This is a genomic window from Sorangium sp. So ce176 (genome assembly GCF_051519835.1).
Lineage (GTDB): Bacteria > Myxococcota_A > Polyangia > Polyangiales > Polyangiaceae > Sorangium > Sorangium cellulosum_G.
Map to the genome: position 1 here is coordinate 717,560 of NZ_CP150371.1, position 25,818 is coordinate 743,377.

At 74.6% G+C, this 25,818-nt stretch carries 20 protein-coding genes; 11 read left to right on the forward strand and 9 right to left on the reverse strand.

Annotated elements, in window-relative coordinates; translation table 11 throughout:
- Positions 1-587: 587 nt before the first annotated feature.
- A complete protein-coding gene (locus WMF42_RS02740; RefSeq protein WP_434045364.1) occupies positions 588-1,280 on the reverse strand; it encodes a glutathione S-transferase N-terminal domain-containing protein in 693 nt (230 codons plus the stop codon).
- Positions 1,281-1,445: 165 nt separating this feature from the next.
- Complete coding sequence (locus tag WMF42_RS02745) at positions 1,446-2,360, reverse strand: homocysteine S-methyltransferase family protein (protein WP_437689996.1); 915 nt, start codon at positions 2,358-2,360, stop codon at positions 1,446-1,448.
- Positions 2,361-2,707: 347 nt separating this feature from the next.
- Here WMF42_RS02745 and WMF42_RS02750 point away from each other — a divergent pair, with 347 nt between their 5' ends.
- The 11 genes from WMF42_RS02750 to WMF42_RS02800 all read left to right on the forward strand — a co-directional run bounded on the left by WMF42_RS02750 (position 2,708) and on the right by WMF42_RS02800 (position 13,980).
- Positions 2,708-3,313, forward strand: coding sequence for a hypothetical protein (locus WMF42_RS02750; RefSeq protein WP_061609796.1), 606 nt, complete (start codon positions 2,708-2,710; stop codon positions 3,311-3,313).
- Positions 3,314-3,354: 41 nt separating this feature from the next.
- Complete coding sequence (locus WMF42_RS02755; RefSeq protein ID WP_081426682.1) at positions 3,355-4,974, forward strand: S53 family peptidase; 1,620 nt, start codon at positions 3,355-3,357, stop codon at positions 4,972-4,974.
- Between the two features lie 75 nt (positions 4,975-5,049).
- Positions 5,050-5,991 (forward strand): hypothetical protein, encoded by a 942-nt coding sequence (locus WMF42_RS02760; RefSeq protein WP_437689997.1) that lies wholly within the window; start codon positions 5,050-5,052, stop codon positions 5,989-5,991.
- 331 nt (positions 5,992-6,322) lie between these two features.
- Positions 6,323-7,798, forward strand: coding sequence for a L,D-transpeptidase (locus WMF42_RS02765; RefSeq protein WP_437689998.1), 1,476 nt, complete (start codon positions 6,323-6,325; stop codon positions 7,796-7,798).
- 151 nt (positions 7,799-7,949) lie between these two features.
- A complete protein-coding gene (locus WMF42_RS02770) occupies positions 7,950-8,585 on the forward strand; it encodes an RNA polymerase sigma factor (RefSeq protein WP_061607752.1) in 636 nt (211 codons plus the stop codon).
- A gap of 149 nt (positions 8,586-8,734) precedes the next feature.
- Positions 8,735-9,121 (forward strand): cupredoxin domain-containing protein, encoded by a 387-nt coding sequence (locus WMF42_RS02775; RefSeq protein ID WP_061607753.1) that lies wholly within the window; start codon positions 8,735-8,737, stop codon positions 9,119-9,121.
- A 29-nt stretch (positions 9,122-9,150) separates the two neighbouring features.
- Positions 9,151-9,513: a hypothetical protein gene (locus WMF42_RS02780; RefSeq protein ID WP_061607754.1), complete on the forward strand. Its 363-nt coding sequence runs from the start codon at positions 9,151-9,153 to the stop codon at positions 9,511-9,513.
- Complete coding sequence (locus WMF42_RS02785; protein ID WP_437689999.1) at positions 9,503-10,978, forward strand: TolC family protein; 1,476 nt, start codon at positions 9,503-9,505, stop codon at positions 10,976-10,978. Before WMF42_RS02780 ends, WMF42_RS02785 begins: the two co-directional genes overlap by 11 nt.
- Position 10,979: 1 nt before the next feature.
- A complete protein-coding gene (locus WMF42_RS02790) occupies positions 10,980-12,296 on the forward strand; it encodes a multicopper oxidase family protein (protein ID WP_061607756.1) in 1,317 nt (438 codons plus the stop codon).
- Positions 12,297-12,701: 405 nt separating this feature from the next.
- The gene (locus WMF42_RS02795) at positions 12,702-13,016 is read left to right on the forward strand and encodes a VOC family protein (RefSeq protein ID WP_437690000.1); all 315 of its coding nucleotides are present in this window, start codon (positions 12,702-12,704) and stop codon (positions 13,014-13,016) included.
- A 364-nt stretch (positions 13,017-13,380) separates the two neighbouring features.
- Positions 13,381-13,980 carry a DUF2914 domain-containing protein gene (locus tag WMF42_RS02800; protein WP_437690001.1) on the forward strand — a complete coding sequence of 200 codons (600 nt, stop codon included), beginning with the start codon at positions 13,381-13,383 and terminating at the stop codon, positions 13,978-13,980.
- A 267-nt stretch (positions 13,981-14,247) separates the two neighbouring features.
- Here WMF42_RS02800 and WMF42_RS02805 read toward each other — a convergent pair whose 3' ends face one another.
- The 7 genes from WMF42_RS02805 to WMF42_RS02835 all read right to left on the reverse strand — a co-directional run bounded on the left by WMF42_RS02805 (position 14,248) and on the right by WMF42_RS02835 (position 25,768).
- A complete protein-coding gene (locus tag WMF42_RS02805) occupies positions 14,248-15,621 on the reverse strand; it encodes a metallophosphoesterase (protein WP_437690002.1) in 1,374 nt (457 codons plus the stop codon).
- Between the two features lie 167 nt (positions 15,622-15,788).
- Positions 15,789-17,939 (reverse strand): alpha/beta hydrolase, encoded by a 2,151-nt coding sequence (locus tag WMF42_RS02810; protein WP_437690003.1) that lies wholly within the window; start codon positions 17,937-17,939, stop codon positions 15,789-15,791.
- Positions 17,940-17,976: 37 nt separating this feature from the next.
- Positions 17,977-19,026, reverse strand: coding sequence for a hypothetical protein (locus tag WMF42_RS02815; protein ID WP_081426634.1), 1,050 nt, complete (start codon positions 19,024-19,026; stop codon positions 17,977-17,979).
- Positions 19,019-20,248: a tyrosine--tRNA ligase gene (tyrS, locus tag WMF42_RS02820; protein ID WP_061609382.1), complete on the reverse strand. Its 1,230-nt coding sequence runs from the start codon at positions 20,246-20,248 to the stop codon at positions 19,019-19,021. The genes WMF42_RS02815 and tyrS overlap by 8 nt, the downstream gene beginning before the upstream one ends.
- A 115-nt stretch (positions 20,249-20,363) precedes the next feature.
- Complete coding sequence (locus tag WMF42_RS02825; protein WP_061609381.1) at positions 20,364-20,705, reverse strand: HU family DNA-binding protein; 342 nt, start codon at positions 20,703-20,705, stop codon at positions 20,364-20,366.
- 133 nt (positions 20,706-20,838) lie between these two features.
- Positions 20,839-23,337: a hypothetical protein gene (locus WMF42_RS02830; RefSeq protein WP_437690004.1), complete on the reverse strand. Its 2,499-nt coding sequence runs from the start codon at positions 23,335-23,337 to the stop codon at positions 20,839-20,841.
- A 1-nt stretch (position 23,338) separates the two neighbouring features.
- On the reverse strand, positions 23,339-25,768 hold the full coding sequence (locus WMF42_RS02835; protein WP_437690005.1) for a hypothetical protein: 2,430 nt from the start codon (positions 25,766-25,768) through the stop codon (positions 23,339-23,341).
- Between the last annotated feature and the right edge of the window lie 50 nt (positions 25,769-25,818).

A 25,818-nucleotide genomic window follows, 5' to 3' on the forward strand; every position in this document is an offset into this window, starting at 1 on the left:
AGCAGACTGTGTGCCTGGTAGGCGTGTGCATACGTTTCCGCTCACAGGGTCCTTGACGTTCGCGCGGGCGACGAACGATCGTACTTGCTCGATCTGTATCCGCGCGGGAGTTCTCCCGATCCGGGGAAAGCGGACCTCCGAAGGGCGCTCCTCCCGGGCAGCGTCCCCGCCCCCGTGACAGTCACCGCCGCTGGCCGGAGCCGGCGTTTCGTCGCGCAAAGGCGCGCCGCGCCGCCCGCGACAGTCGCGCCCCGCGCGTGCCGCACGACCGGAACAGACGGGGCGCGCTGCACGACAGACAGAACAAGGCATCTCGGATCCGGCGCGGGCGCACCCCGCGGACCCGAGGCGTCGGGCAAAGCCCTGCAGTAGGGCCCATCGACATGATGGTCCCGCCCTGCTCAGGACGCTGCGTGTCGGATCGCGTGTGCACCACCGGAGCGCCGGAACGGACGGTTCTCACGGGAACGACCTCCGCCCGTCCGCGGCGCAGCGATGTCAGCGCATCATTGTATGCCGGCGACGTAAGGGCGCTCCGGCGTGGGACGCCGGGGCGACGCGCCTCGCGCGCTCCGTGGACGGACGGCTCACGCCTCGGGCTTCTTCCCGAACAGCCACTTCTTCGCCTCGTCGTCCATCGGCTGGCTCTGATTCCGCAGCTCGCTCCCGGCAGCGAGCCCGCGCTGGACCGCCGGCCTCGCGCGCAGCGCCTCGATCCACCGCGCGAGGTTCGGGAGCGCGTCGAGGGAGATGCCGTACCGATCGTACAGCACCACCCAGGGGAAGCTCGCGACGTCGGCGATCGAGTACTCGCCGGCGAGGTAGGCCCGATCCGCGAGCCGCCTGTCCATCACGCCGTAGAGCCGGCGCACCTCGTTCGTGTAGCGCTCGATCGCATAAGGGATCTTCTCGGGCGCGTACTGGCCGAAGTGGCCCGCCTGGCCGCTCATCGGGCCAAGGCCGCCCATCTGCCACATGAGCCATTGCGTCACCTCGTGACGACCGCGGAGATCCGAGGGCATGAGCTGGCCCGTCTTCTCCGCGAGGTAGAGCAGGATCGCGCCCGACTCGAACACCGAGATCGGCGCGCCGCCGCCCGGCGGATCGTGATCGACGATCGCGGGCATCCGGTTGTTGGGGCTGATCGCGAGGAACTCCGGCTTGAACTGGTCGCCCCGCCCGATGTTGACCGGGATGAGCTTGTACGGGAGGCCCGTCTCCTCGAGCATTATGCTGATCTTCCAGCCGTTCGGGGTGGGCCAGTAATAGAGATCGATCATCGTGCGCTCCGCCTCCAGTGGTTCCAGGGATGGTCCGACGATCGCGACGGCGTGCTGTCTCTCGGGATCGTCCGGCAGGGGTCGTGGCGCTGCCGCGCGGCGTCGCCCGGCTCCGGGAGCATCGGTGGCACGTCGCCCCGTGGAGAGCAACCGGCGATCGGCGCCTCAGCGCGGCGAGCCCGGCGCGCGGCGCGCGGGCGCCCGCGCGTCGTCGTCGACGAGCGCGCGCAGCGCGGCGACGTGCTCGGGCCCCGTCCCGCAGCACCCGCCCACGATCGTGGCGCCCGCCTCGATCCAGCCGCGCGCGAGGTCCGCGTAGCGCGCGGCCGCCGAGCTGCCCGGCGCCGCGCGCCAGCCGAGCCCCTCGCCGGGCGCGCCCGCGTTCGCGTAGGCGCCGAACGGGGCGCCGCACGCCGCGAGCCGCTCGACGTACGCGAGCGTGCGCGCCGCAGGGGTGCAGTTGACGAGCACCGCGCGCGCGCCGCGCGCGGCGGCCTGCCGCGCGGCGACCTCGACGTCGTCCGGCGAGAGGAGATCGGCCTCCGGACCCGCCGTGAACGACGCCCACGCCTCGACGCCCGTGGCGACCGCCTCCTCGAGCGCCACGAGCGCCTCGCCGACGTGCGGGAACGTCTCGCAGAGGAGGACGTCGACGCCCGCCGACGCGAGCGCCCGCGCGAGCTCGCGGTGCTCCTCCCGCGCGGCGGCCGGGCTCAGATCCGGCCGGTAGCAGTCCTCGAGCGGCGCGATGCTCCCGGCGACCCGGTGCCCGGCGGGAACGGCCTCGCGCGCGAGCGAGACAGCGCGTGCCGCGAGCTCGGCCCACACGGCGCCCGCCTGGCGCCGCCTGGTGCGGAACGTGTTCGCCGTGTGCACCGTCGCGCCCGCGCGCGCGTAATCCCGGTGGATCGCGCGGACGACCTCGCAGCCGCGCGCGTCGAGCAGGGCCGCGGCGCTCCAGAGCGGCGCCGGCGTCTCGATCCCTCGCGCGGCGAGCTCGGTCCCGAGCGGGCCGTCGAGGATCACGAGCTCTGCCTCCGCGGCGACTGGCCCGGACGGCTGTCTAGGCACGTCCTCCATGTAGGCTCTGGTATGTCCGTGAGCGGCGCTCAAGGCAACCCCTGATTGAGACCCTGGCCCCGCTGTATCGTCGCAGGTGAGCGGCACCCGCACAGCGCACCGTCCAGACCACTGCGCCGCAGAAAGAACGATGGAATTCTCTTCCCCGCCGGGAATTTACTTGCCAGGTATGGGGGGGTTGGGGCACCGTTTGAAATGAAATCATCTCCCCTCATTCCACTCAACTCGCGGGAGTCGTGGGGTCCAACAAGCAGCCATCGCTCGAAGGACCGAAAGGGGTGGAGCTACTCTGGCCAGCCCGAGGCCAGATGACCTCCGTCAGTGAGCCCATAGAAAGGAATGCCAACATGATCCGTTCATCCAAGTCCCTCGCTCTCAGTGTTGCGCTCGGCGTCATCGCAGCGGCCGGTTTCACCGGATGCACCGCGTCGGAGCCGGTTGACCAGGATCCGATGGTCGAGCACGAGCGGATCACCCAGGCCGAGGTCTCCGCCCTCCCTGCCGGCGAGCTCCTCAGCCTCGACATGAGCCGGAACACCGTGTACGCCCTCGACTACTCGGCGGCGGCGATCGATTACAGCCGGATCAAGCTCTCCACCGCCGACGGCAAGGAGGTCCTGCTCGCGGAGCAGATGGCCGCCATCGAGAACGCCGATTACGGCGATCTCCCGGCGCCCAAGCTGACCGACGCCTCGGATCAGAGGTTCAGCGTCTCCTCGGACGAGGCCGCCTTCGGCAAGCTCTCGGGCAGCGAGCTCGACCAGCTCCGGACCGACGGGTTCTTCTACTCCGAGGTGCCGGTGAAGTCCCCGAACGCCGGCCCGCAGACCACCGACCCCGAGTGCATCCACGCGTTCTGCGAGATCTGTGTCGACAACGAGACCGGCGGGTGGCCCGAGAGCTGGTACCCCGGGACGTACACCTGCTACTACATCGAACACGTGTGGTGCTGAGCCTGGCCTGAAGCTCACCTTCTCCCCGCAAGGCATCTTCGATGCGATCGCTCTCGGTTTGGTGCGTTGCGTCGCTCGCCCTGGCGAGCGCGGCGTGCGGAGACGATGGACCGGTGCTCCCGAGCGGCCTCCCGGGGCCGATGCCGGGGGTCTACATGGACTTCGGCCCGGCGCCGGAGGGGGATCGTTTCCGCGCGCTGATCGGGTTCCCGACCCGGGATGTCCCCGGGCTCGAGGCCGCGATCGACGCCATGTACGATCCCGGCAACCCGGACGCGTTCCGGAAGTACATGTCGGTGGAGACCTGGATGGAGCGGCACGCCCCATCCGAGAGCGACGTCGCCGCCGTCGAGGCGTGGCTCACCGGGCACAAGATGGAGATCAGGCGCCGGTCCCGGAACCGGCTCCTGATCGAGTTCGCGGGCACGGTGGAGCAGTTCAACACAGCCTTCGACGTCGAGCTCCGTGACTTCGAGCGCGAGAACCCGTCGGCCGGCGGCAAGCCGCTCCGCACCTTCGGCGCGCTCGATCCGCTGAGGCCGCCGCAGAACATCATCGATCTGACGTCGGGCGTGATCGCTGTCGACGTCCCGGCGGACACCAACCCGCTCGCGGCGGAGGGCGGCTCGATCGAGACGGCGCTGCCGGAGGAGCAGGAGCGCGGGTTCACGCCCGCGCAGATCGCGCACGCGTACGGGCTCGACAAGCTGCACGAGGGCGGGCACCTCGGGCAGGGCGTCAAGCTCGGCGTCGTGGTCGGGGCGACGTTCAAGACCCGGGATCTCCAGTCGTTCTGGCGGACGTTCGGCGTCTCGCGCGACAACCCCGAGGTCGTGGTCACGGCGGATCCGATCTCGACCCGCTACGTCGAGACGACGCTGGACACGCAGTGGTCGGGCGTGATGGCGCCCAAGGCCGACGTCATCGCGTACGAGGGGCCGGACGCGCGCACCCTCTCCATCCTCTACGCGTGGAACGAGGCGATCGCCGCCGGCGAGGTGTCGGTGCTCTCGACGTCGTTCGCGCACCGCGAGGAGACGGAGGCGGCGCCGATCCAGCAGCAGTACCACGCGGCGTCTCGGATGGGCGCGGCGCTCGGGATGACGATCGTCGTCGCGGGCGGCGACTCGGGCAGGCCCGACGTGCCGTCGTCGAGCCCGTACGTGACGAGCGTCGGAGGGACATTGCTCGAGCTCGGCGCGGACGGCGAGGTCGCGCGCGAGGTGGCGTGGAGCCGCTCGGGGTCGGGCCGGTCGCGCGCCTTCAAGACGCCCTCCTGGCAGGAGGCCGTCGTCACGGACGCGCAGGGCACCCGCGCGGTCTCCGATGTGGCGCTGAACGCCTCGCCGGACGCCACGTACTGGCTCTACTACCTCGGCGAGTGGGAGCGGCGCGGCGGCACGTCGTTCGCCGCGCCGGTGTTCGCCGGGATCATGGCGTCGGTGAACAGCTACAGGATCGCCCAGGGCAAGCCGGTCGCGGGGTGGCTGAACAAGACGCTCTACGAGCGGCAAGAGGTGCAGGCCGCGTTCCGCGACATCACCGAGGGGAAGACCACCGGCGACGAGTACACCCAGGGGTTCAGCGCGGGGCCCGGATGGGACTACCCGACCGGCTGGGGCGCGCCGCTCGCGGACAAGCTCGCGGAGGCGCTCCCGTAGGAGCGCCGGAGAGCGCCGGAGAGCGCCGCGGTCTGATCGTCGTCTCTGCGGCGCGGATACGTCATCCTGCGCTCGATGACGCTCCCCGCCGCGATCCTCTCCCGATCCATCGCATGCATCTCGCTCCTCGCGGCGGTGGCGCTCGGCTGCGATCGCCCGGGCCGCGCCGCCGGCACCGCGCCCGCGCCGGCCGGCGCCGCGCCCGCGCCGGCCGGCGCGACGCCCGCGCCGGCCGCGAGCGGCGCGGAGCCTGCCGGCGACGGCGGCGCGACGCCGGCGGCCGCCAGGGAGGCCGCGGCCCCTGCGGCGGACGGCGCGGCCCTCGCGGCGCGGGCCGCGCCGCTCCGCGCGGAGGCGCCGCTCGTGGAGCTCGCCGTCGAGGGGTTCCCGAGCGCGGTGGTGTCGGTGCCGATCGGCGCCACGGCGCGGCGCCCGGTGCTCATCGCGTCGCACGGCAACTACGATCGGCCGGAGTGGCAGTGCGAGGTGTGGCGCGGCATCGCGGGGGGCGACGCCTTCATCCTGTGCCCGCGCGGCGTCGCGCGATCGGACTCGCCGTCGGCGCGCGACGTGCGCTTCACGTACGAGAGCAACGCCCGCCTCGAGCAGGAGATCGACGCGGGCCTCGCGGCGCTGCGGGCGCGCTTCCCGGAGCACGTGGACCCCGGGCCGGCGCTCTACACAGGCTTCTCGCTGGGCGCGATCATGGGCTCCGCGATCGCCGCGCGCCGGGCGTCGCTCTTCCCGCGCCTCGTGCTTGTCGAGGGCGGGCACGACAGGTGGACGCCGGCGGCGGCGAAGGCGTTCGCGGACGGCGGAGGGCAGCGCGTCCTCTTCGTCTGCGCGCAGGCCGGCTGCGGCGCCGCCGCGGCCGCGGCCGCCGCGCGCCTCGAGAAGGCGGGCGTGCTCACGCGCGTTGTGCGCGGCAAGGAGGCCGGCCACCGGTACGACGGACCGGTCGCCGAGGAGACCCGGCGGGCGCTCGGCTGGGCGATCGAGGGCGACGCGCGCTGGTGAGCGGCGCTCACCCGCTGCGGATACGGGCCCATCTCGGCGTTTTCGGTGCTCAGCGCACTGGAGTGCGCTTGCGCGCCGAAAACGCCGATCTGGACCCGTCTCCTGTGCGGGTGAGCGCCGCTCGGCGACGGTAGGGGGAAGGCGCGCGAGCGACGAGCTGCCGGGTCTGCTCGGCTGACCGGGGCGCCGGCGGTCTGGCCGGCGGGCGGCCTCTGAGCTAGACGGGGGGCCGTTGTCGATGACGGCTTGTCTTTTCCCGGAAACGCGCGCGCGGCGGCGCGGTGGCCTGGCTCGGCTGCGGCACGCGTCAGCGCTCGCTGCGTGGGCGCTCGTGGCGGCCTGCGGCCCGGGCGAGGAGCCGCCGGGGCGCTCGGCCGCCGCGCCGCCGGCGGCGCCGGAGCCGGCGCTCGCCGCCGCGCTCGCGGGGGCGCCGCTGGACGCCGGCGCGGCGAGCGAGGCCGACCCCGCGGCCACGCGGGAGGCGCTGCGCCCCGGGCGCGGCGACAAGCTCGCGAGCATCGCGATGCGCACGTTCGTGTACGCCGCGCCGGAGCGCCGCGCGGCCAAGCTCGGCTATCTGCGGGCAGGCGCGATCGTCGAGCGCGCCGCGGCTTCGTCGGGCGACGACGGGTGCCCCGGCGGCTGGTACGCCGTGCACCCGCGCGGCTTCGTGTGCGTCGGCCGGGGCGCCTCGCTCGAGCTCGGCCACGACGTTGTCGCCGCCACGCCGGCCGGCCCCCGCCGCGGCGAGCCGTACCCGTACCGCTACGTCGTCTCGCGCAAGCCGCCGCCGCACCTCTATGTCCACCTGCCGAGCGAGGCGGAGCAGCGGCGCGTCGAGGGGCGCTCGCGCAGCCAGGGCACCCCGGCCTGGTCCCGCCGCGACGAGGCGCTCCTCGGCGAGCCGGATCCGCTCACGCCCTTCTTCGAGAGCCGCCGCGACCTGCCGAAGCCGTTCGGCGCCGCCGAGAAGGTCCGCTTCCCCGCGCACCGCGGGCGCGCGCGGGCCGACTCGGCGTTCGGGCTCATCTCCACGTTCGCGTGGGCCGGCCGGCGCTTCGGCCTGACGACCGAGCTCGACCTCATCCCGATCGACCGCACCTCGGCCGTCGTCCCCACCGCGATGCGCGGCGTGGAGGTGAAGACCGAGGGGACGCCGGCGTTCGTCATGCACCACGGCGTGCGCACGCTGAAGCCGGACGCCTCGGGCGAGCTCAGGCCGGACGGCTGGGCCGCGCACCGCTCCGGCTGGGTGCTCACCGGCAAGACGGCGGCCGGCGGGGCCTACGTCGAGACGGACGCGGGCGCGTGGATCCCCGCGTCCGCGCTGCGCGTCGCGCGGCTGGGCCGCGACTTCTGGGGGCACGCGGCGCGCGGCAGGAAGTGGATCGACATCTCGATCGAGCGCCAGATGCTTGTCGCCTACGAGGGCACGCGCCCCGTGTTCGCGACCCTCGTCTCGACGGGCCGCGGCGAGCTCGGCGACCCCGCGACGACGAGCGCCACCGTGCAGGGCACGTTCTTCGTCCGCGAGAAGCACGTCACAGCGACGATGGACGGCGACGACCTCAGCGAGACGTCCGTCGACCTGCGCGACGTGCCCTACATCCAGTACTTCCACAACAGCTACGCGCTGCACGGCGTCTACTGGCACGACGCGTTCGGCAAGGTGCGGAGCAGCGGCTGCGTCAACCTCTCGCCCGCGGACGCCGCGTGGCTGTTCGAGTGGACCGATCCCCCCGTCCCTGACAGCTGGCACGCCGCGTTCAACGACAAGGGCGGGACGCTCGTCTTCATCCACGCCTGACCGACCCCGGCCGCGCGTGGAGCCCCACCGGAGACCTCGCGTCACGACGGCGGGCCCGAGGCGCGGTGAGCGCCCGTGGAGCTCGAGAGATGGCCGACGTCGCGGCCCGGGACGTGTAGCGCCGGGCGGGGAGGGAGGTTAGCTTCGGGCCATGAGCGACCCGGAGCGTTCCGGCAGCGACGTCGAGCGCGCGACGCCGGACGAAGCCATCGCGACCCTCGTCGGGGGGTACCGCGACTTTCGCCGCTTCCTGGAGCGCCGGGTGGGCAGCGAGGCCGTCGCCGAGGACATCCTCCAGGAGGCCTTCGCGCGCGGCATCGACCGCATCGGCGAGCTGCGCAGCGACGAGTCCGTCACGGCCTGGTTCTACCGCACGCTCCGGAACGCCGTGATCGACCACTACCGGCGCCGCGGCGCGTCGGAGCGCGCGATGGCCGCCCTGGCGGCCGAGCTCGACGAGGCGGTCGAGCCCGACGTCGAGGTGCGCCGCGCTGTGTGCCAGTGCGTCCGGGGGCTCGCCGGCGCGCTGAAGCCCGAGTACGCCGCCGCCCTGCAGCGCGTGGAGGTCGACGGGCTCTCGGTCCAGGCGTTCGCCGAGGAGGCGTCGATCACCCCGAACAACGCCGCGGTGCGGCTCTTCCGCGCGCGCGAGGCGCTCCGCAAGCGCGTGGCCGCCACGTGCGGGGCCTGCGCCGCCGAGGGGTGCCTCGACTGCTCCTGCGGCACGCGCCCGCCGGCCGGGGCGCCCGAGCCCGCCGGCGGCTGCTCGCACGGCGAGCGGCGCTGACCGGCTCGACAGGGCCACGGCGAGCCGCCGGGCGAGCCGAGCCCTTGCCATCGCCCCGCGTCCGCCCGGCGCCCCGCGAGCCCGCGAAGGCCTGTAATGCCGCCGGACCGCGCGCGTCGGCCGTGCAGAACCCCGCTGGAAGGTGTCCGATGCTCATCAAGCGTCTCTTCGTCGTCTCCTGTCTCTTCGCTGCCTCGCTGCTCGCCCCCTCGCTGCTCGTCTCGAGCGCCGCGGCCGAGGAGGCGCCCGCCCCTTCGCCGCAGGCCGTCCGGGAGGTCGAGATCGTGGTGGACGGCGGTTACAAGCCGAGCCGCATCGTCGTCACGGAGGGCGAGCGGATCCGCCTGAAGCTGGTCCGTCGGGACCACTCGCCCTGCACGCGCGAGATCGTGTTCGCCTCGCTCGGCATCCGGCGCGAGCTGCCGACCGACGTGCCGGTGGTGATCGACCTGCCCTCGCTGAGCCCTGGAGAGATCGAGTTCAAATGCGGCATGAACATGCTGCGGGGCGTGATCGTCGTCGAGCCCCGCAAGTGATCGCACTCGCCCCTGCTGGAGCGGCTTCCATGAATGCACCTCATCGCGCCGGGCTGAACGCCCTGCTGATCCTCGTCGCTGCGCTCGCCGGCTGCGCCCCGCGCAACCGCCCCGCGAGCTTCCCCGCGTCGTCCGCCGCGTCGCCGCAGGCCGCGGAGGCCCCCTCGCCGCGGATCGGCGTCGCCCTCGCGGAGGACCCCCCTCTGCCGGGCGCGCCCACCACGGGCTGGGTTGGCCTCGAGCCGGCGAGGGCGCCGGGCGCCGGCGCCGATCCTCACCAGCATCACCACCACCATCATCACGGCGGCGCGCCGCCCGCGAGCGCGCCGCCCGCGAGCGCGCCGCCCGCGAGCGCGCCGCCCTCGCCCCCGGAGCCGCCCCATGCCCACTGATCGGAGCCGTCCCCCGCGCCCGCGCGCGCTCGCCGCGCGCCTCCTGCCGCTCGCGGCGGGCCTCGCGCTGCTCTCTGCCGCCGGCTGCGCCGCCCCCTCGGCGACCGCCGACATGACGCGGCTCCGCGAGCTCTCCGGCGCGGCGCTCCCGCCGAGCGCCGCGTCGGACGAGGTCGACCCCGAGCCGGCCGGCGACGCGCGGGCGCTCGAGGGGCGGCCGCTCACCGCGGACGCCGCGGTGCGCATCGCGCTGCTCAACAACCGCGCGCTGCGCGCCGCGCTCAAGGAGGTCGGCATCGCGCGCGGCAACCTCGATCAGGCGGGCGCGCTGCCGAACCCGGAGATCGAGGTCGAGGTGACGCCGCGGCAGGAGGGGCTCGAGCACACGCACGTCGAGCTCGCGGTGGAGATCGACCTGACCGCCGCGCTGCTGGCGCCGCTCCGGGCGCGGGCGGCGCGGTCGGAGCACCTGGCCGCGCGCTTCCGCGCCGCCGGCGCGGTCGTCGAGCTCGGCTACCAGGTGCGCGCCGCGTTCTACGCCGCGCAGGCCGCGGAGCAGCGCCTCGGCGTCGCGAACCGCACGCTCGACGCGCTCGCCGCCGCCCGCGACGCCGCCCGCGCGCTGTTCGCGGCGGGCAACATCCCGGAGCTCGACGTGGCCACGCAGGAGGCGGGCTACGAGGAGGCCCGCGTCACGGCCGCGCAGATCGAGCTGGAGCTCCTCTCGCGGCGCGAGCGGCTGCACCGGCTGCTCGGCCTCTCCGGCGCGGCGACCACCTGGACGCTCGCCGGCGCGATCCCGAAGGCGCCCGCGGCGGTCACGACGCCGCCGCGCGCGGAGACGCAGGCCGTGCGGGCGAGCCTCGAGCTCGCGGAGCTGCGCAGCCGGCTCGACGCGGCGGCCGGCCGCGCCGGCGCCCTGCGCGCCGAGGGCTGGGTGCCGGACATGACGGTCGGCGTGCGCGGCGAGCGGGAGCTCCCCGAGAGCGGCGAGGCGGACGCCCACCCGTGGGTCATCGGCGCCGGGCTCCGCGTCGCGCTCCCGCTCTTCGACCGGCGGAGCGGCGCCCAGGCGGCGCAGGCGGCGGAGTTCGACAGCCTGCTCGAGCGCTATCACGGGCGCGCGATCGACATCCGCTCGGCGCTCCGCGAGGCGCGCAACCGGCTCGTGTCCGCGCACGCGCGGGCGCGGCACCAGGAGCGGGTCGTCGTCCCCGCGCGCAAGCGGGTGCTGGAGCAGACGCTGCTCCAGTACAACGCGATGCAGGTCGGCGTGTTCCAGCTCCTCGACGCGCAGCGCGGGCAGCTCGACGCCGAGCTCGCGGCGGTCGAGGCGCTGCGCGAGTACTGGACGGCGAAGGCCGCGTTCGACGCGCTCCTTGCGGGGCGCCTCGTCGACTCTGGGGGGGCGGACGCTCCCGCTGCGATGCCGAGGGCCTCGGGCGCCGGCGAAGGAGGGCACTGACATGGATCGACGTTCGTTCATTCACGTGGGCGGCCTGGCGGCCGGCGCCGCCCTGATCTCGCGCGGCGTCGCGCACGCGCAGGAGCGCCCGGGCGCGCCGCCTCGCCGCACCGCGGCGCCCGGGGCGCAGCCCGCCGTGGTGACGCCGAACGGCAGCACGCTCCCGCTCCGGGTGGTGGACGGCGTGAAGGTCGGCCACCTCGTCGCGGGCCCGCTCGAGCACGAGTTCACGCCCGGCCTCACGTGCGAGGTGTGGGGCTACAACGGCAGCTCCCCGGGCCCGACCATCGAGGCTGTCGAGGGCGATCGCCTGCGCATCTACGTCACGAACACCCTGCCCGAGCCCTCGACGGTCCACTGGCACGGCCTCGTGCTGCCGAACGGCATGGATGGAGTCTCCGGGCTCAACCAGCGCCCGATCCCGCCCGGCGAGACGTATGTTTACGAGTTCGTCGTGCGGTATCCGGGGACGTATATGTATCACTCGCATTTCGACGAGATGACCCAGATCGCGCTGGGCGCGGTGGGCATGTTCGTCGTGCACCCGAAGCGGCCTCGCGGCCCGCGCGTGGACCGGGATTTCGTGCTGATGACGCACGAGTGGAAGATCAACGCGGGGGCGCGCCGGCCGGACCCGAACGCGATGAGCGACTTCAACGTCCTCACGTTCAACGGCAAGGCGTTCCCCGCGACGGCGCCGCTGCTCGTCGGCCGCGGCGAGCGCGTGCGCATCCGCCTCGGGAACCTCGGCCCGATGGATCACCACCCCATCCACCTGCACGGCCTGGCGTTCAACGTCACGGCGACGGACGGCGGGTATGTCCCCGAGTCGGCGCAGTACCCGGAGACGACGGTGCTCGTGCCGGTCGGCAGCACGCGGGTGATCGAGTTCGTCCCCGAGGAGCCGGGCGACTGGGCGGTGCATTGCCACATGACGCATCACACGATGATGCAGATGGGCCATGGCCTGCCCAACATGGTCGGCGCCGACACCCGCGCGCTCGATCGTCGGATGAGCCGCGTGATGCCTGGCTACATGACGATGGGAACCACGGGGATGGGCGGCATGGGCGAGATGCAGATGCCGGTGCCCGCGAACAGCCTGCCGATGCGCGGCGGCGCCGGGCCGTTCTCGTATATCGACATGGGCGGAATGTTCACGATCCTCAAGGTCCGCGACGAGCCGGACAAGGCCGACCCGGACGGCTGGTACACGCACCCGGCCGGCACCGTGGCCGGACCGGCGAGCGCGGATCGGATGCGCGCGGACGGGATCACCCCGGCCGCAGGGGGGAATTCCACCAAACCTGGCGGATGAGCCTCACGATGGGGGCGGCTCCCGGCAATCGGGTGTTTCCTGAACGTGTCCAGTCGATCCTGCTCAAGGTGGTACGGAATCGGGCTGACCGAGGCGCCGTCCACCGACGCTGACGTCACGTTTCTCGACGTGGGCGACCCCTGGTGATCGGGTGTTTCCTGAGCGTGTCCTGTCGAGGATGGCAGGGAATCGGGTTGACCGAGGTGCAGTTCGGTCGAATACTCTGACCGCACTCATCGCTGACCAGCGGCAGTCTCATGACGGTTGATGACTGGTCGGGCAGCGACGCCGAGGGAGCGCTGGATGACTCATCGGGGCCACATCCGTCATGGCATAGGGGCTGTCAGGCCCTATGTATTCGGCCATCTCGATCTCACGGATCTCGTCAAGAAGGCCTTTGGCGCCGTGGAGCTCGAGCGTCAGCAGATGGGTCCCGAGTCCTTCCACGTCGAGCTCCAGATCGCCGACTCGGTCGTGGTGCTGGAGATGGGCGAGCCGCGCCCGGCGGACGCGACGGTGGCCTCGGTCTATGTCTACGTGGACGACGTCGACGCTGCCTACGGCCGGGCCATCGAGCTCGGCGCGGTGTCGATCTCGGCGCCCGAGGACAAGCCGTATGACGAGCGCGCCGCCGGGGTGAAGGACTCCTTCGGCAACATCTGGTGGATTGCCACGTACAAGCCGACCGCCGTATCTCCCAAGCTCGCCACCGGCTCGTGAGGGAAGAGACCACAGCGGCATAGCGGCAGAGAGGTACGGGGAGCGCAGCGTCTTCTGCTCTCCCCTCCGTGCCTCCGTGGATCGATTCCTTTCCCCATCACGGCGTGGGGGACGAGCGTTGGACGCCGCCGCACGAGCGGCGCTCGCGGCTCCCCTGGCGTCTTCCTGGACCTGCTCCCGCGAGCCGCCGGGGATGCCGATCACGCCGGCGCGGGTCGGCCGTCGCGCCGGGCACACAGGGCGCGGTCGGGCGGCCACACATCCGCCAGGAATCCTCAATGATTTCAAGGGTCAAGAAGCGGTCCGCGCCTTGCCATATCGAGCGTGGAGACGGGGACGCCCCGGAACACGGAGGAGAACTTCCATGGCGACGAAGATGGCTCGACGGATGATGTTTCTGGCGCTCGGCACGGTTTCGCTCGCTGGTTGCGGTGAGCGGCACGACGCGCGGCCTCCTGCGCCGGCCGCCGCCGCGTGCCCCGCGGCGACGCAGTGCCCCGAGCCGGTCGCCGCGGCGGCAGCGCCCGCGAGCCCGCCGGCCGCGGCGACGACGGCGCCCGTGCCGGCGCCGGCGCCGAGCGTCGCGGGGGGCAAGGAGCGCAAGGACGAGAAGGCGAGGGGGGCAGCGGAGCTCAAGGTGAAGCGGCTCGTGATCGCGGAGGGCGTGAAGGATCGCGAGCCGGTGGCGCCGGGGACGACGTTCCGCGCGCCGGAGACGGAGCGGCTCTATGCGTTCGTGGAGCTCGAGAACCGGAGCGACGTGGAAGGGGAGGTGACTGTGTCGTTCGTCCCGCCGGACGGCGGGGCGCCGGTCGGCAACGTCACGCTCGGGGTCGGCCCCTCGCCGCGGTGGCGCACGTGGGCGTTCACGCGCGGGGCGCGCAGGGCAGGGGAGTGGACGGCCGTCGTGCGGTCGGAGACGGGCGAGGAACTCGCGCGCGCGCCGTTCGAGGTGACGCTGTAACCGCCGCGGCCGGGCGCGGGGGCGCTCCGCCTCGGTCAGGGCGCGGCCGGCGGCTCATCGCCTGCCGGCGGCTCATCGCCTGTCGCGCCCTGTTCGTCTCGCCGTCCGCGTACTCGTGACGGAGCGGCGAGGAACGCTCGAAGCCTAGGTGTTCCTCGGGCGAAAGGCCGGTGCGCGCCGCGGCGTGCGCCATGGCCTGCAGCTTCAACCAGGACGCCGGGCGCGTCCACACGGAGCCCCGCGGCGGGGACGGCGACGACCGGCGTGTCAGGCGGGTACGAGCTCGACGAGCGTGATCTCCGGCGGACAGTTGATGCGCACGGGCAGCCAGCCGCCGGCGCCCGCGTTGACGTGGAGTCGCCGGCCGCGGTGCTCGTAAGAGCCGTTGTGGTAGAGCCCGGCGGGCAACATCGGCGTGAGCGCGTAATCGCCGATCCGACCCAGCGAGATCTGCCCGCCGTGCGTGTGGCCGGACAGCATCAGATCGAAGGGTAGCTCGCGCGCCGCGCGGAACGTGCCCGGGTGGTGGCTGAGCAGGACGCGCGGCGCGCCGTCGTCCTGCATCTGGCCGAGCGCCCGGGCCAGCCCGTCGACCGTCGGGCGCCGGGCGGGCTCTCCCGGGCGCGCGCGGCTGGGGTAGTCGATGGCGCCCATCCAGAGACGATCGGCGCCGAGGCGGACCTCGCGCGCCTCGTCGACGAGCACCTGGGCGCCCGCTTCTTCGAGGCCCTTCACGATCGCCGGGATGCTGGCCGAGCGCGCGGCGATGTACTCGTGGTTGCCCATGCAGAAGAAGACCTGCCCCCGGGCGGGGCGCAGGCCCCGGAGCAGCCGCGTGGAGAGCTCGAGCTGCAAGGCGTGGTGATCGAGCAGATCGCCCGTGATCACGTGGATGTCCGCGCGGACCGCGTTGATGGCGTCGCGGAGCTCGTCGAGTCGCTCCGCGTCCATGAAGCTGCCGACGTGCACGTCGCTGAGCTGCGCGATGGTGATGCCGTGCAGGCTCGTCAGCTCGCGCCGCACGGGCAGCGCGACCCGCACCACGACCGGACGCTGTCGCGAGGCGAGCACGCCGCCCATCGACACAGCGACAGCCGCCGCGGGCAGCGCCCACGTGGCGCCGACGATCAGCCGGCGCCGGGTCTCGTCGACGGCCTCCGGCCGGGTCGCGCCGACGGCTGGCGCGTTGACGGCCCGAGCGCCCATCGCGGCCTGGGCGCTCGTCGAGCCCGCGGCGTCTGCGGCGCCCGCAACATTCGTCGCGGCCGGGGCGTCCGGAGCGGCTTGCGCGTCCGTGGCAGCCCGGCGGTTCGTGGCGGGTCCCGCCCGGCGCAGCGCCCGGACGACGGCGCGCGCGACAGCGACGACACCGAGCAGCAGCCCGTACAGGAGCAGGCTCACCTGGGCGCCCAGCGCGATCATCGACAGCGGATCGGGCAGGAGGCGCTGGATCGCCCGCAGCCCCGAGAAGCTCGCCACGGCGAAGAGCAGCGCCGGGTGCCCGAGCAGCAGCAGCGCCGCGGCGCACGCCCCGTCGATCAGCGCTCCGTGCCGCGGGAACGCGGCGCGGAGCCGGCGCCAGAGGATCAGGCCGAGGAGCCCGTTGACGAGGGTGACGACCAGGCCGCCGAGCTGGAACACGTGCCGGAAAGTAGCATCGCGTCGCGCGCTCGTCCGGCCGCGGGCCCGTCAGCGCCCGAAGATCCGGGCGAGCTCGTCGCACGTGGGCGTCGTTGCGCCTTTGTGTCGTTGCGCCTTTGCGTTGGAATCTCTCTCCGGATCCATGGCCGGACGCCTGAAGGGCGGAGCTAGGCCCCAGCGTCGCTGCCAGGCAGCTCCGCGCTGACCGGGATCTCCCTTGCCTCGAGCCCCTCGAGCGACTCCTTGCCCGAGAGCGCGCCGAGGCACCCGCGCGCGTCCCGGAGGTACCCATTGAAGAACGCGGCGATGTAGCCCATGGCGATCGCCTGCTGCTCGCGCCGCGGGAGCTCGGCAGGGCCGTCGTGGGGCTCGGCGGGGCCGAGCGACGTCGTGTAGCCGAAGTGGTTTGCGCCGGGCAGGGTCACGAGGTGCTTGGGCGCGCGCGCGCGCTGGTAGAGCGCCGCCGGGACGGCGGCGGCGATGAGGTCGGCGGTGCCGCGGACGATGAGCACCGGTCGCGGCGCGAGCGCGTCGATCGGCGGAGCGCGCTCGGGCTCGCCCGCTGGCGCGAGCAGCGCGAGGGCGCGGATGTCGAACGGGCAAGCCGCGTCGAGCGCGAGCGCGAGCGCGGCCTGCGCGCCGAGCCCGTGGCCGAGGAGCCCCACCCGATCGAAGTCGGCGAGGAGCGGGCCCCGCGAGCCGGCGCGGAGGTGCGAGAGCGCGTCCCGGAGCACCGCGGCGCGGCGCAGGGGCGCGTCGTCGGGCGTGAGCCACGAGAGGTCCGGCGCGATGACGACGAAGCCCCAGCGCGCGAGGTGCGCCATGACGCCGGCGAGCTGGCGGTGGTCCTGGCCGAGACCCGAAGGCGACCCGGCGGCGGCCGCGCTCGCGGCGAGGCGCCGCTCGTGGGCGATCGCGATGACGGGGAACGGGCCTCCCGGCGAGAGCGGCGCCTCCTCGCCGTCCGCCGACGCAGGGTAGTAGAGCAGCGCGGCGCCGCGCTCGGGAGAGCGGTAGATCGCGCCCTGGAACGCCCAGATCTCCGGGTAACAGGCATCTTCCGACAGCGAGAGCGCGCCGATGCGGCGGAACCCTGCCCGGTGCGGCCCGAGGCGCAGCCGTGGCGCAGCGCTGGTGGGGCGCGGCGCAGGCGGGCGCGATGGCGAGGACGGCGGGCGCGATGGCGAGGACGGCGGGCGCGATGGCGAGGACGGCGGGCGCGATGGCGAGGACGGCGGGCGCGATGGCGAGGACGGCGGGCGCGATGGCGAGGACGGCGGGCGCGATGGCGAGGACGGCGGGCGCGATGGCGAGGACGGCGGGCGCGATGGCGAGCGCGATGGCGGAGGTGGCGCGGCAGAAGGCGAGGGCGGGCGCGGCGTCCCCGGAGAGGGAGCGGCCGACGGGAAAGACGGCCCGCCGCGGAGCACCGCGCGCCGCGACCAGACAACGCCGTCGCGCACGAGATGGGCGATCTGCCCCTCTGCGCGCACGGCGAGCTCGAGCCGCCCGAGCGGTCGGCTCTCGATCGCGGACACCGCCTCGCACCGGCCCAGATCGGTGGCGAACACCGTCGGTCCGCGGAAGCGCGCCCCGCGGGCGCCGTCGCTGCGGCACCACCGCGCGAGCCCCACGCCCGCGAGCGGCGAGAACAGCTCGATCGCGCCCTCTCCGCCGGACCCGCTCCGGAAGAGCGCCGGCGTCCCCCGGACCCCGGAGACCACCTCTTCGGGGCCCTGCCACGCGGCCCCGGGAGAGCGCCAGAACATCAGCAGGCGATCGCCGGCGCGCGCGACGACCTCGAGGTCGCCCGCGCGCTGGATCATCGCCGCCGCCTCGAACCGCCCGAGGTCGGCGCCGAAGATCGTCGGCCCGCGCCAGCCGAGCTCCGCTGTGTCGTTGTCGCGCTGGTAGTGCGCGATCCCGCCGCCCGCGTGAGGGACCACGAGCTCGAAGTTGCCGCGGCCCCCGGAGCCGCCCTGGATCAGCGCCGGGTCGCCGGCCGCGCCCTCGGCGAAGAAGCGCGGCTCGCTCCACGACGGCTCGCCCGCGGGCGCGCACCAGAACGCGGCCAGCCGATCCCCCGCGCGCGCCACCGCCTCGAGATTGCCCAAGTCGCCGAAATTGCTCTGGATCATCGACACCGCGCCGACCTGGCCGAGCTCTCTCGCGAACGTCGCCACGCGGCGCCACGGCCCGGCGGCGTCCTCGCGGCGGTGGTGCTCGACACCGGACGGCGCATCGGCGGCGGGCAGGACGAGCTCGAGCGCGCCGCTCGAGGCGCATTGCAGGAAGAAGCCGCTGATCGTGGTGGGCATGTCTCTGATCAGGTTTACCGGCGCCGGGCGGCCGCGCCTACCGCAGCATCTCCTCGATCCGCTCGCCCGTCGCCGCCGCGAGCCCCCGGGCGAGCGCCCGCGGGTTCAGCTCGACCGCGATGGCCACGGCGTCCGGCGCGTGCGTGGCGAGCGGCGGCTCGACCGGCGCGTCCAGCCCGAGCAGGTGGCCGAACGACCCGTGCGCGAGCTCGTTCCACGCGAGCAGCAGCTCCTCCGAGGCGGCCTCCCCGCTCGTCGAGAAATCGCCCGCCACCGCGATCGCGAGCGCGATCCCCTCGCGCGCGCTCGGCCTCGCGGCCGCGCCCACCGCGGTCGCCGCCGCGAGCAGCCCCCGCGCGCCGCGGGCCAGCTCCCCGTCGAACGGCCCCGGCGCGAACGCGCGCACGGGCGCCGGGCCGAACCGGGCCGCCAGCGCGGCCAGCGGCCCCTCCGAGAGCGCCGTCGGCGAGCGCTTGAGGCGCCCGAGCGCGTACAGCGACGCCACGCGCGCCGGCCCGCGCAGCGGGCTGCCGCCGTCCTGCACGCCGACGACGTCCGGGCCGAGGAGCACCAGCGCGTGCGGCGCCCTGCCGATGTCGCCCGTCACGCGCACGACGTCCGGTCGATCGAGCGCGCGCCGCTCCTTGCCCGTGAGCCGCCGCCGGAACAGGCGCTCGATGGTCCGCGGGTCGCCGCTGTGGCGCGCCACGTAGAGCCGGGCCTCGCCCGCCGCGCCCTCGCCCGACACGTACGACGCGATCGCCGCCTCGCGCACCTGCCGCAGGTCCACGCCGGTCGCGCCGGCGTGCCGGGCCACGTTCTCCTCGGGCGCCACGATCGCGATCGACGGGATGAGCCACGGCACCGCCGCGATCTCGCGGGGCCGGGCGAGGACCAGCCACCGGAGCCCCGCCTGCGGCAGGAGGCGCGTCAGGTCCGCCGTGGCGAGCGGCGGCAGCGGCGGGGCCTGGCGGGCGGGCGGCCCCGGCGCGCCGCCGCACGCGGGAAGCGCCAGGCCGAAGACGCAGCCCAGGACGCCGCCGATCACGCTGCGCCGGCGCAGCCCCCGCCCGGGCGCGTCAGCCAACGACGAGGTAGGCGAAGCGGCGGTTCTTCGAGCCGACGCGGACAAGGAATCGCTTCCCACGCTCGAGCTTGAGCTGCTCGTCCTTCACCACCTCGCCGTCGAGGTGCACCGCGCCGCCCTTCACGAGGCGCCGCGCCGCCGAGGTCGACTCGGCGAGCCCCGCCAGCGCGAGCGCGTTGCCGATGGGGATCGTGTCGCGGTCGCTCTCCACGCGGATCTCCTCGATGACGTCCGGCAGGCCGCCGGCCGCGACGCTGCGGCGGCGCTCGAGGGCCGCGCGCGCGTCCTCGGCCGAGTGGAAGCGGGTGACGATCTCCTGCGCGAAGAGCTCCTTCACCGCGATGACGCCCTGCTCGCCGCGGACGACGGCCTCCCGCAGGCGGGCGACCTCCTCGGGCGGGCGCGACGACAGGAGCTCCATGTACCGCCAGAGCACGCCGTCATCGACGAGCATCAGCTTCTGCAGCATGTCGAACGGCGGCTCGGTGATGCCGACGTAGTTGTCCGCGCTCTTCGACATCTTGGCGCCGACCACCTTGCCGTCCTCGACGCGCGCGTTCGTGCCCTCCAGCAGCGGCATCGTCATCACCATCTGGGCGCGCTTGCCGTAGCGGGGCATCAGGTCGCGCGCCACGAGCAGGTTGAAGAGCTGGTCGGTGCCGCCGAGCTCGATGTCGGCCTCGAGCTCGACCGAGTCGTAGGCCTGGAGGAGCGGGTACATGAACTCGTGCACGTAGATGGGCCGCGCCTCCTCGTAGCGCTTCTTGAAGTCGTCGCGCTCGAGCATGCGGGCGACCGTGTACTTCGCGCAGAGCTCGATCATCTGCGTCGGATCGAGCTTGTTCAGCCACTCGGAGTTGTAACGGACCTCGGTCCTGTCGCGGTCGAGGACCTTGAACGCCTGCGCCTGGTAGGTCTCCGCCGCGGCGACGACCTCCTCGCGCGAGAGCCGCGGGCGCAGCTCGTTCTTGCCGGTCGGGTCGCCGACCATGGCCGTGAAGTCGCCCACAACGAAGATGACCGTGTGCCCGAAGTCCTGGAACTCCCTCATCTTCTGCATCACGACAGTGTGGCCGAGGTGGAGATCGGGGCGGGTCGGGTCGAAGCCGGCCTTCACGCGCAGCGGCTTGCCCTCGCGGAGCCGCTCCTCGAGCTCGGCGCGGACGTGGAGGTCGACGGCACCCTTGCAGAGAATCTCGAGCTGACGTTCGGCGGGGACCATGGGGGCCCGCTTCTACCGCGCAGCGCAACCGCCCGCCAGGGGGGCGAAGGCCCCCGCGCCGCGCGCGACGTCCCCGACATCGCGCGCGCGCCGGCAGGGCAGGGGGCGCGTCAGCTCATTCGTCGTCGGTGTCCTCGTCGTCGTCGTCGTCGTCGTCGTCGCCCGAGATGGCGTAGGCGCGGCTGGCGTTGACGAGCTCCTTGAGCTCCTTGCCGACCTTGAAGAACGGGAGCCGCTTGGCCGGCACGGGCACCGGCTGGCCCGTGCGCGGGTTCCTGCCGCTGTAGGGCTTGTACGGCCTGACCGTGAAGCTGCCGAACCCGCGGATCTCGATGCCCTCGTTGCGCTGGAGCGCCTGCGTCATCGCGTCGAAGACGCAGTTCACCACGAGCTCGGCGCGAGCTTTGGTGAGCTCCCCCCGTCCCGCGATCGCGTCGATGAGCTCGCTTTTCGTCATGGTCCACCTCCCCCGCCCGAGCGGACCACCGCCGGCGCTCGGCGTACCGCCTTCACCGCAGGGCCCCGGAGGATGCGCCGGTCCAGGGGCCGCATGACAACAGAATCCTAAGAAAAGCTCGCATGTTACGGGACTAGCGGTCAACCGAATTCCCGCCCGCGACCCGGACCGCGTCGAGCGCGAAGAGGCCCTCGGCGCCGCCTTCGGTTCCCTCGTTTCCGGCGCGGCGGCGCGGGCTTTCCAGTCTTTCTGGCGGGCTCGCGGCGCGGGCGCCGGCCCCGGCGGCGCTCCTGCGCGCAAGGGAGAGCTCGATTTCGACGGCGCGCTCGGGGATCGGGCGCGGCGGGAGCTCGGCGCAGGCGAGCGGCGCGGCGGGGGCGCCCGGCGCAGCGGGCTCGATCCGCCAGACGTGGAGAAGGGCGCCGTCGACGAGGAGGCGCACCTCGCCCGCGCCGTCGCCCGAGATCGCCATGCGCGGGCTGATCCGGGCGCCGCGGAGCCACGGGGCGGGCAGGCCGACGTGCACGACGGAGGCGTCGCTCGCCGCGGAAACGCCGCCGCTCGCCGCGGAAGCGTCGCCGTTCGTCGCGGCGGTGCCGCCGCCCGCCGCCGCGTGCACCGCGAGGAGGCGCCCTCCGGAGGCGCACGTGCCGCCGGCGTGCTCGGGCAGCGCCCAGGCGCCGCGCTGGGCGCGCGGCGGCCACAGCGACTCGCCCTCGATGACGGCGTCGCGCAGGGCGTCGCCGGGGGCGTCGAAGACGAGCGGCGCGATCGAGACGGCGGCGAGGCCGCCGCCGTCCGGGATCGCGAAGCGGTAGCGGTAGGCGGGCGGGCGGCCGCGGGCCTCCCAGGCCATGCGGTCGAGCGCGTCGCCGCGGTAGCGCAGCACCGCGACGTCGCCCGGGGCGGGGTCGAAGCCGAGGTTGAACCCGTGGTCCGTGTCGACGAACACGAGGCCGCGCGCGACGCCCGCGCGCGCGACCGAGGCGGGGTCGAACATCGGTAGGCCGCCCTCGCGATCGCGCAGCGCGGCGTGGTCGAACCCCGCGCGGAAGGCGAAGCCCGCGAGCGCGAGCGCCGCCGCGACGAGCGCCGCCGCGAGCCGCGCGCGCGGGCCGCCCGCGGGGCCGCGGCCCTCGCGCGCGCGGGGTTCGACCACGCCGCGCTCCACGATGGCGAGGGCGGCCATCGCGGCGAGGACGTGCTCGATCGGGAGGACATCGGCGAAGAGGCGCGCGCCGCCGCCGGGGTAGTTGCCGTCGAAATAGAAGGGGGCGTAGGCGGCGATCTGGAGGAGCAGGGCGACCGCGAGGGGGCGCGAGCGCGGGCGCCGGAGCGCGATCGCTGCGCCGGCGATCACGAGCAGCGCGAGCGGCTCGGCGTTGAGCGCGTCGACAAGGTGGAGCTTCAGGCGGCGCAGCGTCGTGCCGGCGGCCGCCAGAAATCCGAATCCTTCCGCGAGGTTGTGGCGGACGAAGTCGCCGTGCTCGCCGAGGCAGCCGACCCCGGCGCCGAAGCCGTAGCGGAAGCAGCCGGGCGGGCCGTCGGAGACGGCGTAGTAGGCGGCCTGCGACGAGGCGAAGCCGCCCGTCGCCGCGCGCTGGTGCGCCGCGAGCAGGGCGAGGCCGGGGAGCGCGCCGAGCACCATCGCCGCGGCGAGCGCGCCGAGCCGCGGCGCAGGGACGGGCGCGGGGCCGCCCTCGCGAGGATCGGCCGCCGCGGGCCCGCGCGCGCTCCCCGGCAGCAGCACGAGGAGCAGCGCCGCGGCGAGGGCGAGCGCGCTCGGCGGGCGCGTCGCCGCGAGCCAGCCGGCCGCGAGCCCGGCGAGGGCGGCCGCGCGCACGGCCGGATCGAGGCGCCCCCTGGGCGCGCGCGTCGCCGCGCCGCGGGCCTCGTCGAGCGCGCGCCGCGCCGACGCGAGCGCGACGGTGAAGCAGAGGGCCGCGAGCCCGTGCGACATCGTGTCGGCCGTGTGGTAGCGGAGCGCGGCGCAGATCGCCGAGAAGAGCGCGGCGACGACCGGCACGAAGGGGATCCGCGCGGCGCCCCCGGCGGCGGGCGGGTCCTCCGGCGCGAACCGCGCGGCGAGGTCGTAGGTCGCGAGCGCGAGCGCGGCGGCGAGCACGGGGCCGACAGCGAGCGGCGCCCCCGCGAGGAAGCCCAGCGCGAGGAGGGCCGGGTAGCCCGGGGGGAAGATGACCGCGACGTGGCCGGCGCTGCTCGGGGCGGCGCCGCCCGGGGAGGCGGCGCCCAGGGCCGCGGCGCCGTGGGCCGCCGCGTCGCTGCGGACGAGGAAGCGGCCGAGCACCGAGGCCGCGGGCTCGTCGAGCGGCCACGCGAGGTACCCCGCCGCCATCGCGCGCGCCTCGAGCCAGTAGCTCGTGGCGTCGATGATCCGGGGGCCGCCCCGGAGGTAGACAGCGACGTACGCGGCCGAGATCAGCGCCGCGACGACAGCGAGGGCCGCGGCGATCGCGAGGCCCGGGGCCGCGCCCGCGCGGGGCGCCGGGCCCGGGCGCGAGGCCGCGGGCGAGCGGCCGCGGCGGTGGAGCCAGGCGCCCGCGAGCAGCGCGGCCAGGGAGAGCGCGAGCGCGATCCACTGCGCCGGGTCGCGGGGCAGGCCGGCGCGCACGTCACGGCCCGGCGAGCGGGCGCGCCTCGGGGCGCGCGGCGCGCTCGAGGACCCAGACGTGGTGGTCGATCCACGCCCCCTCGACAGGCGTGAGCGTGAGCGTGAACGTCTCGGCCAGGCCCTCGGGCAGCGCGATCGAGGCCTCGGTCCAGCCGTCGCTCGCGCGCAGGGCGACCTGGCCGAGCTCCCGGCCGTCCGCCGTCGCGCGGATCACGGCGGGGCGGGTCGCGGCGGTGCGGAGCACGAGCCTGCCCGGGCCGTTGCGCGGGGCGCGCAGGCGGGCGGTCTCGGTCCTGCCGCTCGGGATGACGCGGCCCGCGTCGAACCGATCGCGCCCGGACCCGCGCGGGTCGGGGAGGACGCTGAAGCCGACGAAGCCGGCCTGCGGCCTCGGGAACGTGTAGCCGTGCTCCCGCTCGCTCACGAGGTCGGCGACGTCGAGCTCGTCGAGGACCTGCTCGTCCGCGCGCATCGACGCGGGCGCCTCGCCGTGCGCGAGCGGGCTCCAGTCGGCCTTGTAGATGACCTTCTCGGCGCCGCCGCAGATCACGTTCCCGACGACGGGGACCGAGACGATCTGCTTGCCGAAGATGGCCGGGAGCTCGCCCCACCAGCCCGGGTAGATGGCCATCGCGTCGGGGCGGTCCTCGGGCGGGATGCGCTCGACGAGCTCCAGCGAGGCGCCCAGGCCGTGGACGCCCGCGCGCGCGAACGGGAGGTCGTGGTAGCCGCCGAGCCCGATGAGGTCGAGCCCGGGCCGGTCCGAGGCGTAGAGGAGCGCGCCCGCGTCGCCGACGAGGACGCGGCGCACGTCGAGCTGGGCGAGCACCTTGCCGGCGACGAGGTGCTGGTCGCGGATGTTCCGGCTGGCGCGGCCGAAGAACCAGATCTGGTCGCGCATCCTCGGGAGCTGGTGGGCCCAGAAGACAGCGGCGAGGGCGAGGGCGAGCGCGACGCGCGCGACCCAGAGGCCGCTGGCGGCCAGGCCACCCCTTGCGGCGAGGCCGCTGCGGGCGTCCAGGGCGCGCGCCGGCACGGCGGCGAGCCGCGCCAAGAGCCCGGCCAGGGCGCCCTCGCGCCGCGCCGCGCGGCCGCCGGCGCCGTCCGGCGCCGTCCATGCGGCCCGCGCGACGAGCAGGGCGAGCCCCATCGCCGCGAGGATCAGCAGCCAGGCGACAGCGGGCATCGTGTAGCGCTCGTTCTGCCAGCGCACCTGGCCGTTCAGCGCGACGAGCGCGAGCCAGCCGACGACCTGGATCCAGAGCAGCGCGGCGATCCCGCGGGTCTTGCGCGAGGCGAGGGGGACGAGCGCGAGGGCGGGGACGAGCCAGCCCCAGGGGAGGGCGTCCGAGAAGTGGTGGTTCGTGTTGCGGGTGATGACGTAGGTCGCGAGGAACTCGTACGTGTCCCACTTCTCCTCGGACGTCATGTACGGGTTGTTCAGCGCGAGCTTGGCGATGGCGCCGCTCGCCGACCACTCGCCGGTGAACACGCGGTTGGCGATCGCCTGGGCGACGAACGCGAGCGCGCCCGGCACCGACGTCCGCAGCAGGGTCGCGAGCGCGGCGCGCGCGCCGTGGGAGCGCCCCACGGCGATCGCCGCGTACACGCCCAGCGCCGCGACGCAGACGACCGACTCCGGCCGGGTGGCGTAGAGGAGCGCGCCCGCGAGGCCGGCGAGCCAGCCCAGCCGGGCGAGGCGCTTCGACGGGGGCGCGGCGCGGTCCCCAGCGCCGCCCGGATCGCGCGGCGCGCGCGGGACGCTGGCCGCGCGGGCGACCTCGAGCGCGGCGAGGGTGGCGAGGGCCCAGACGCCGAGGTGGAAGGCGTTCTCCATCCCGCTGAACAGCGACCAGTCGAGCGCGCCGATGCAGAGCGCCACGGGCGGCAGCAGGTACTTGGCCCAGCGCCCGATCGGCTCGAGGAGCCGCGCGCCCACGAGCAGGAAGCCGAGCGTCGAGGCGCACGCGACGATCGCGGCCCACTGCATCAGCAGCAGGCCGCGGAACCCGATGAGGTAGCCCAGCGCGAGGACGAACGGGTAGCTCAGGCTGGTGTTCCCGCTCGAGAACCCGTTTCCCTCGGACCACTCGAACGGGTACCCGCGCGCGGTGGCGCGGGCGTAGTCGAAATGGATGAAGACGTCGTCGAGCGGCGCCGACCACATGCCGCCCGTCTGCTGGTGCATCGCCCCGTAGAACGCGACGGCGGCGTAGAGCACGCAGGCGCCCGCATAGGCCGCGAACAGGACCGGATCGACGCGCGGCCAGGCGGCCACGAGGCGGTCGAGCCGGCCGGGCGGCGCTTCGGGGCTCGCGCCGCCGGCGGCCGCGCTCTCCAGCTCGTCGGGGGAGGCGCTGCTCGGCCGGGACGGGGGCGCAGCTCCTCCAGGCGGCGCGGAGGGCACGGGGTCGGCGCTGGACGGTGACACGCGGCTCTTTTACACGACTTTCGCGCGACCCGAGCCCGTGGAACCCCGTC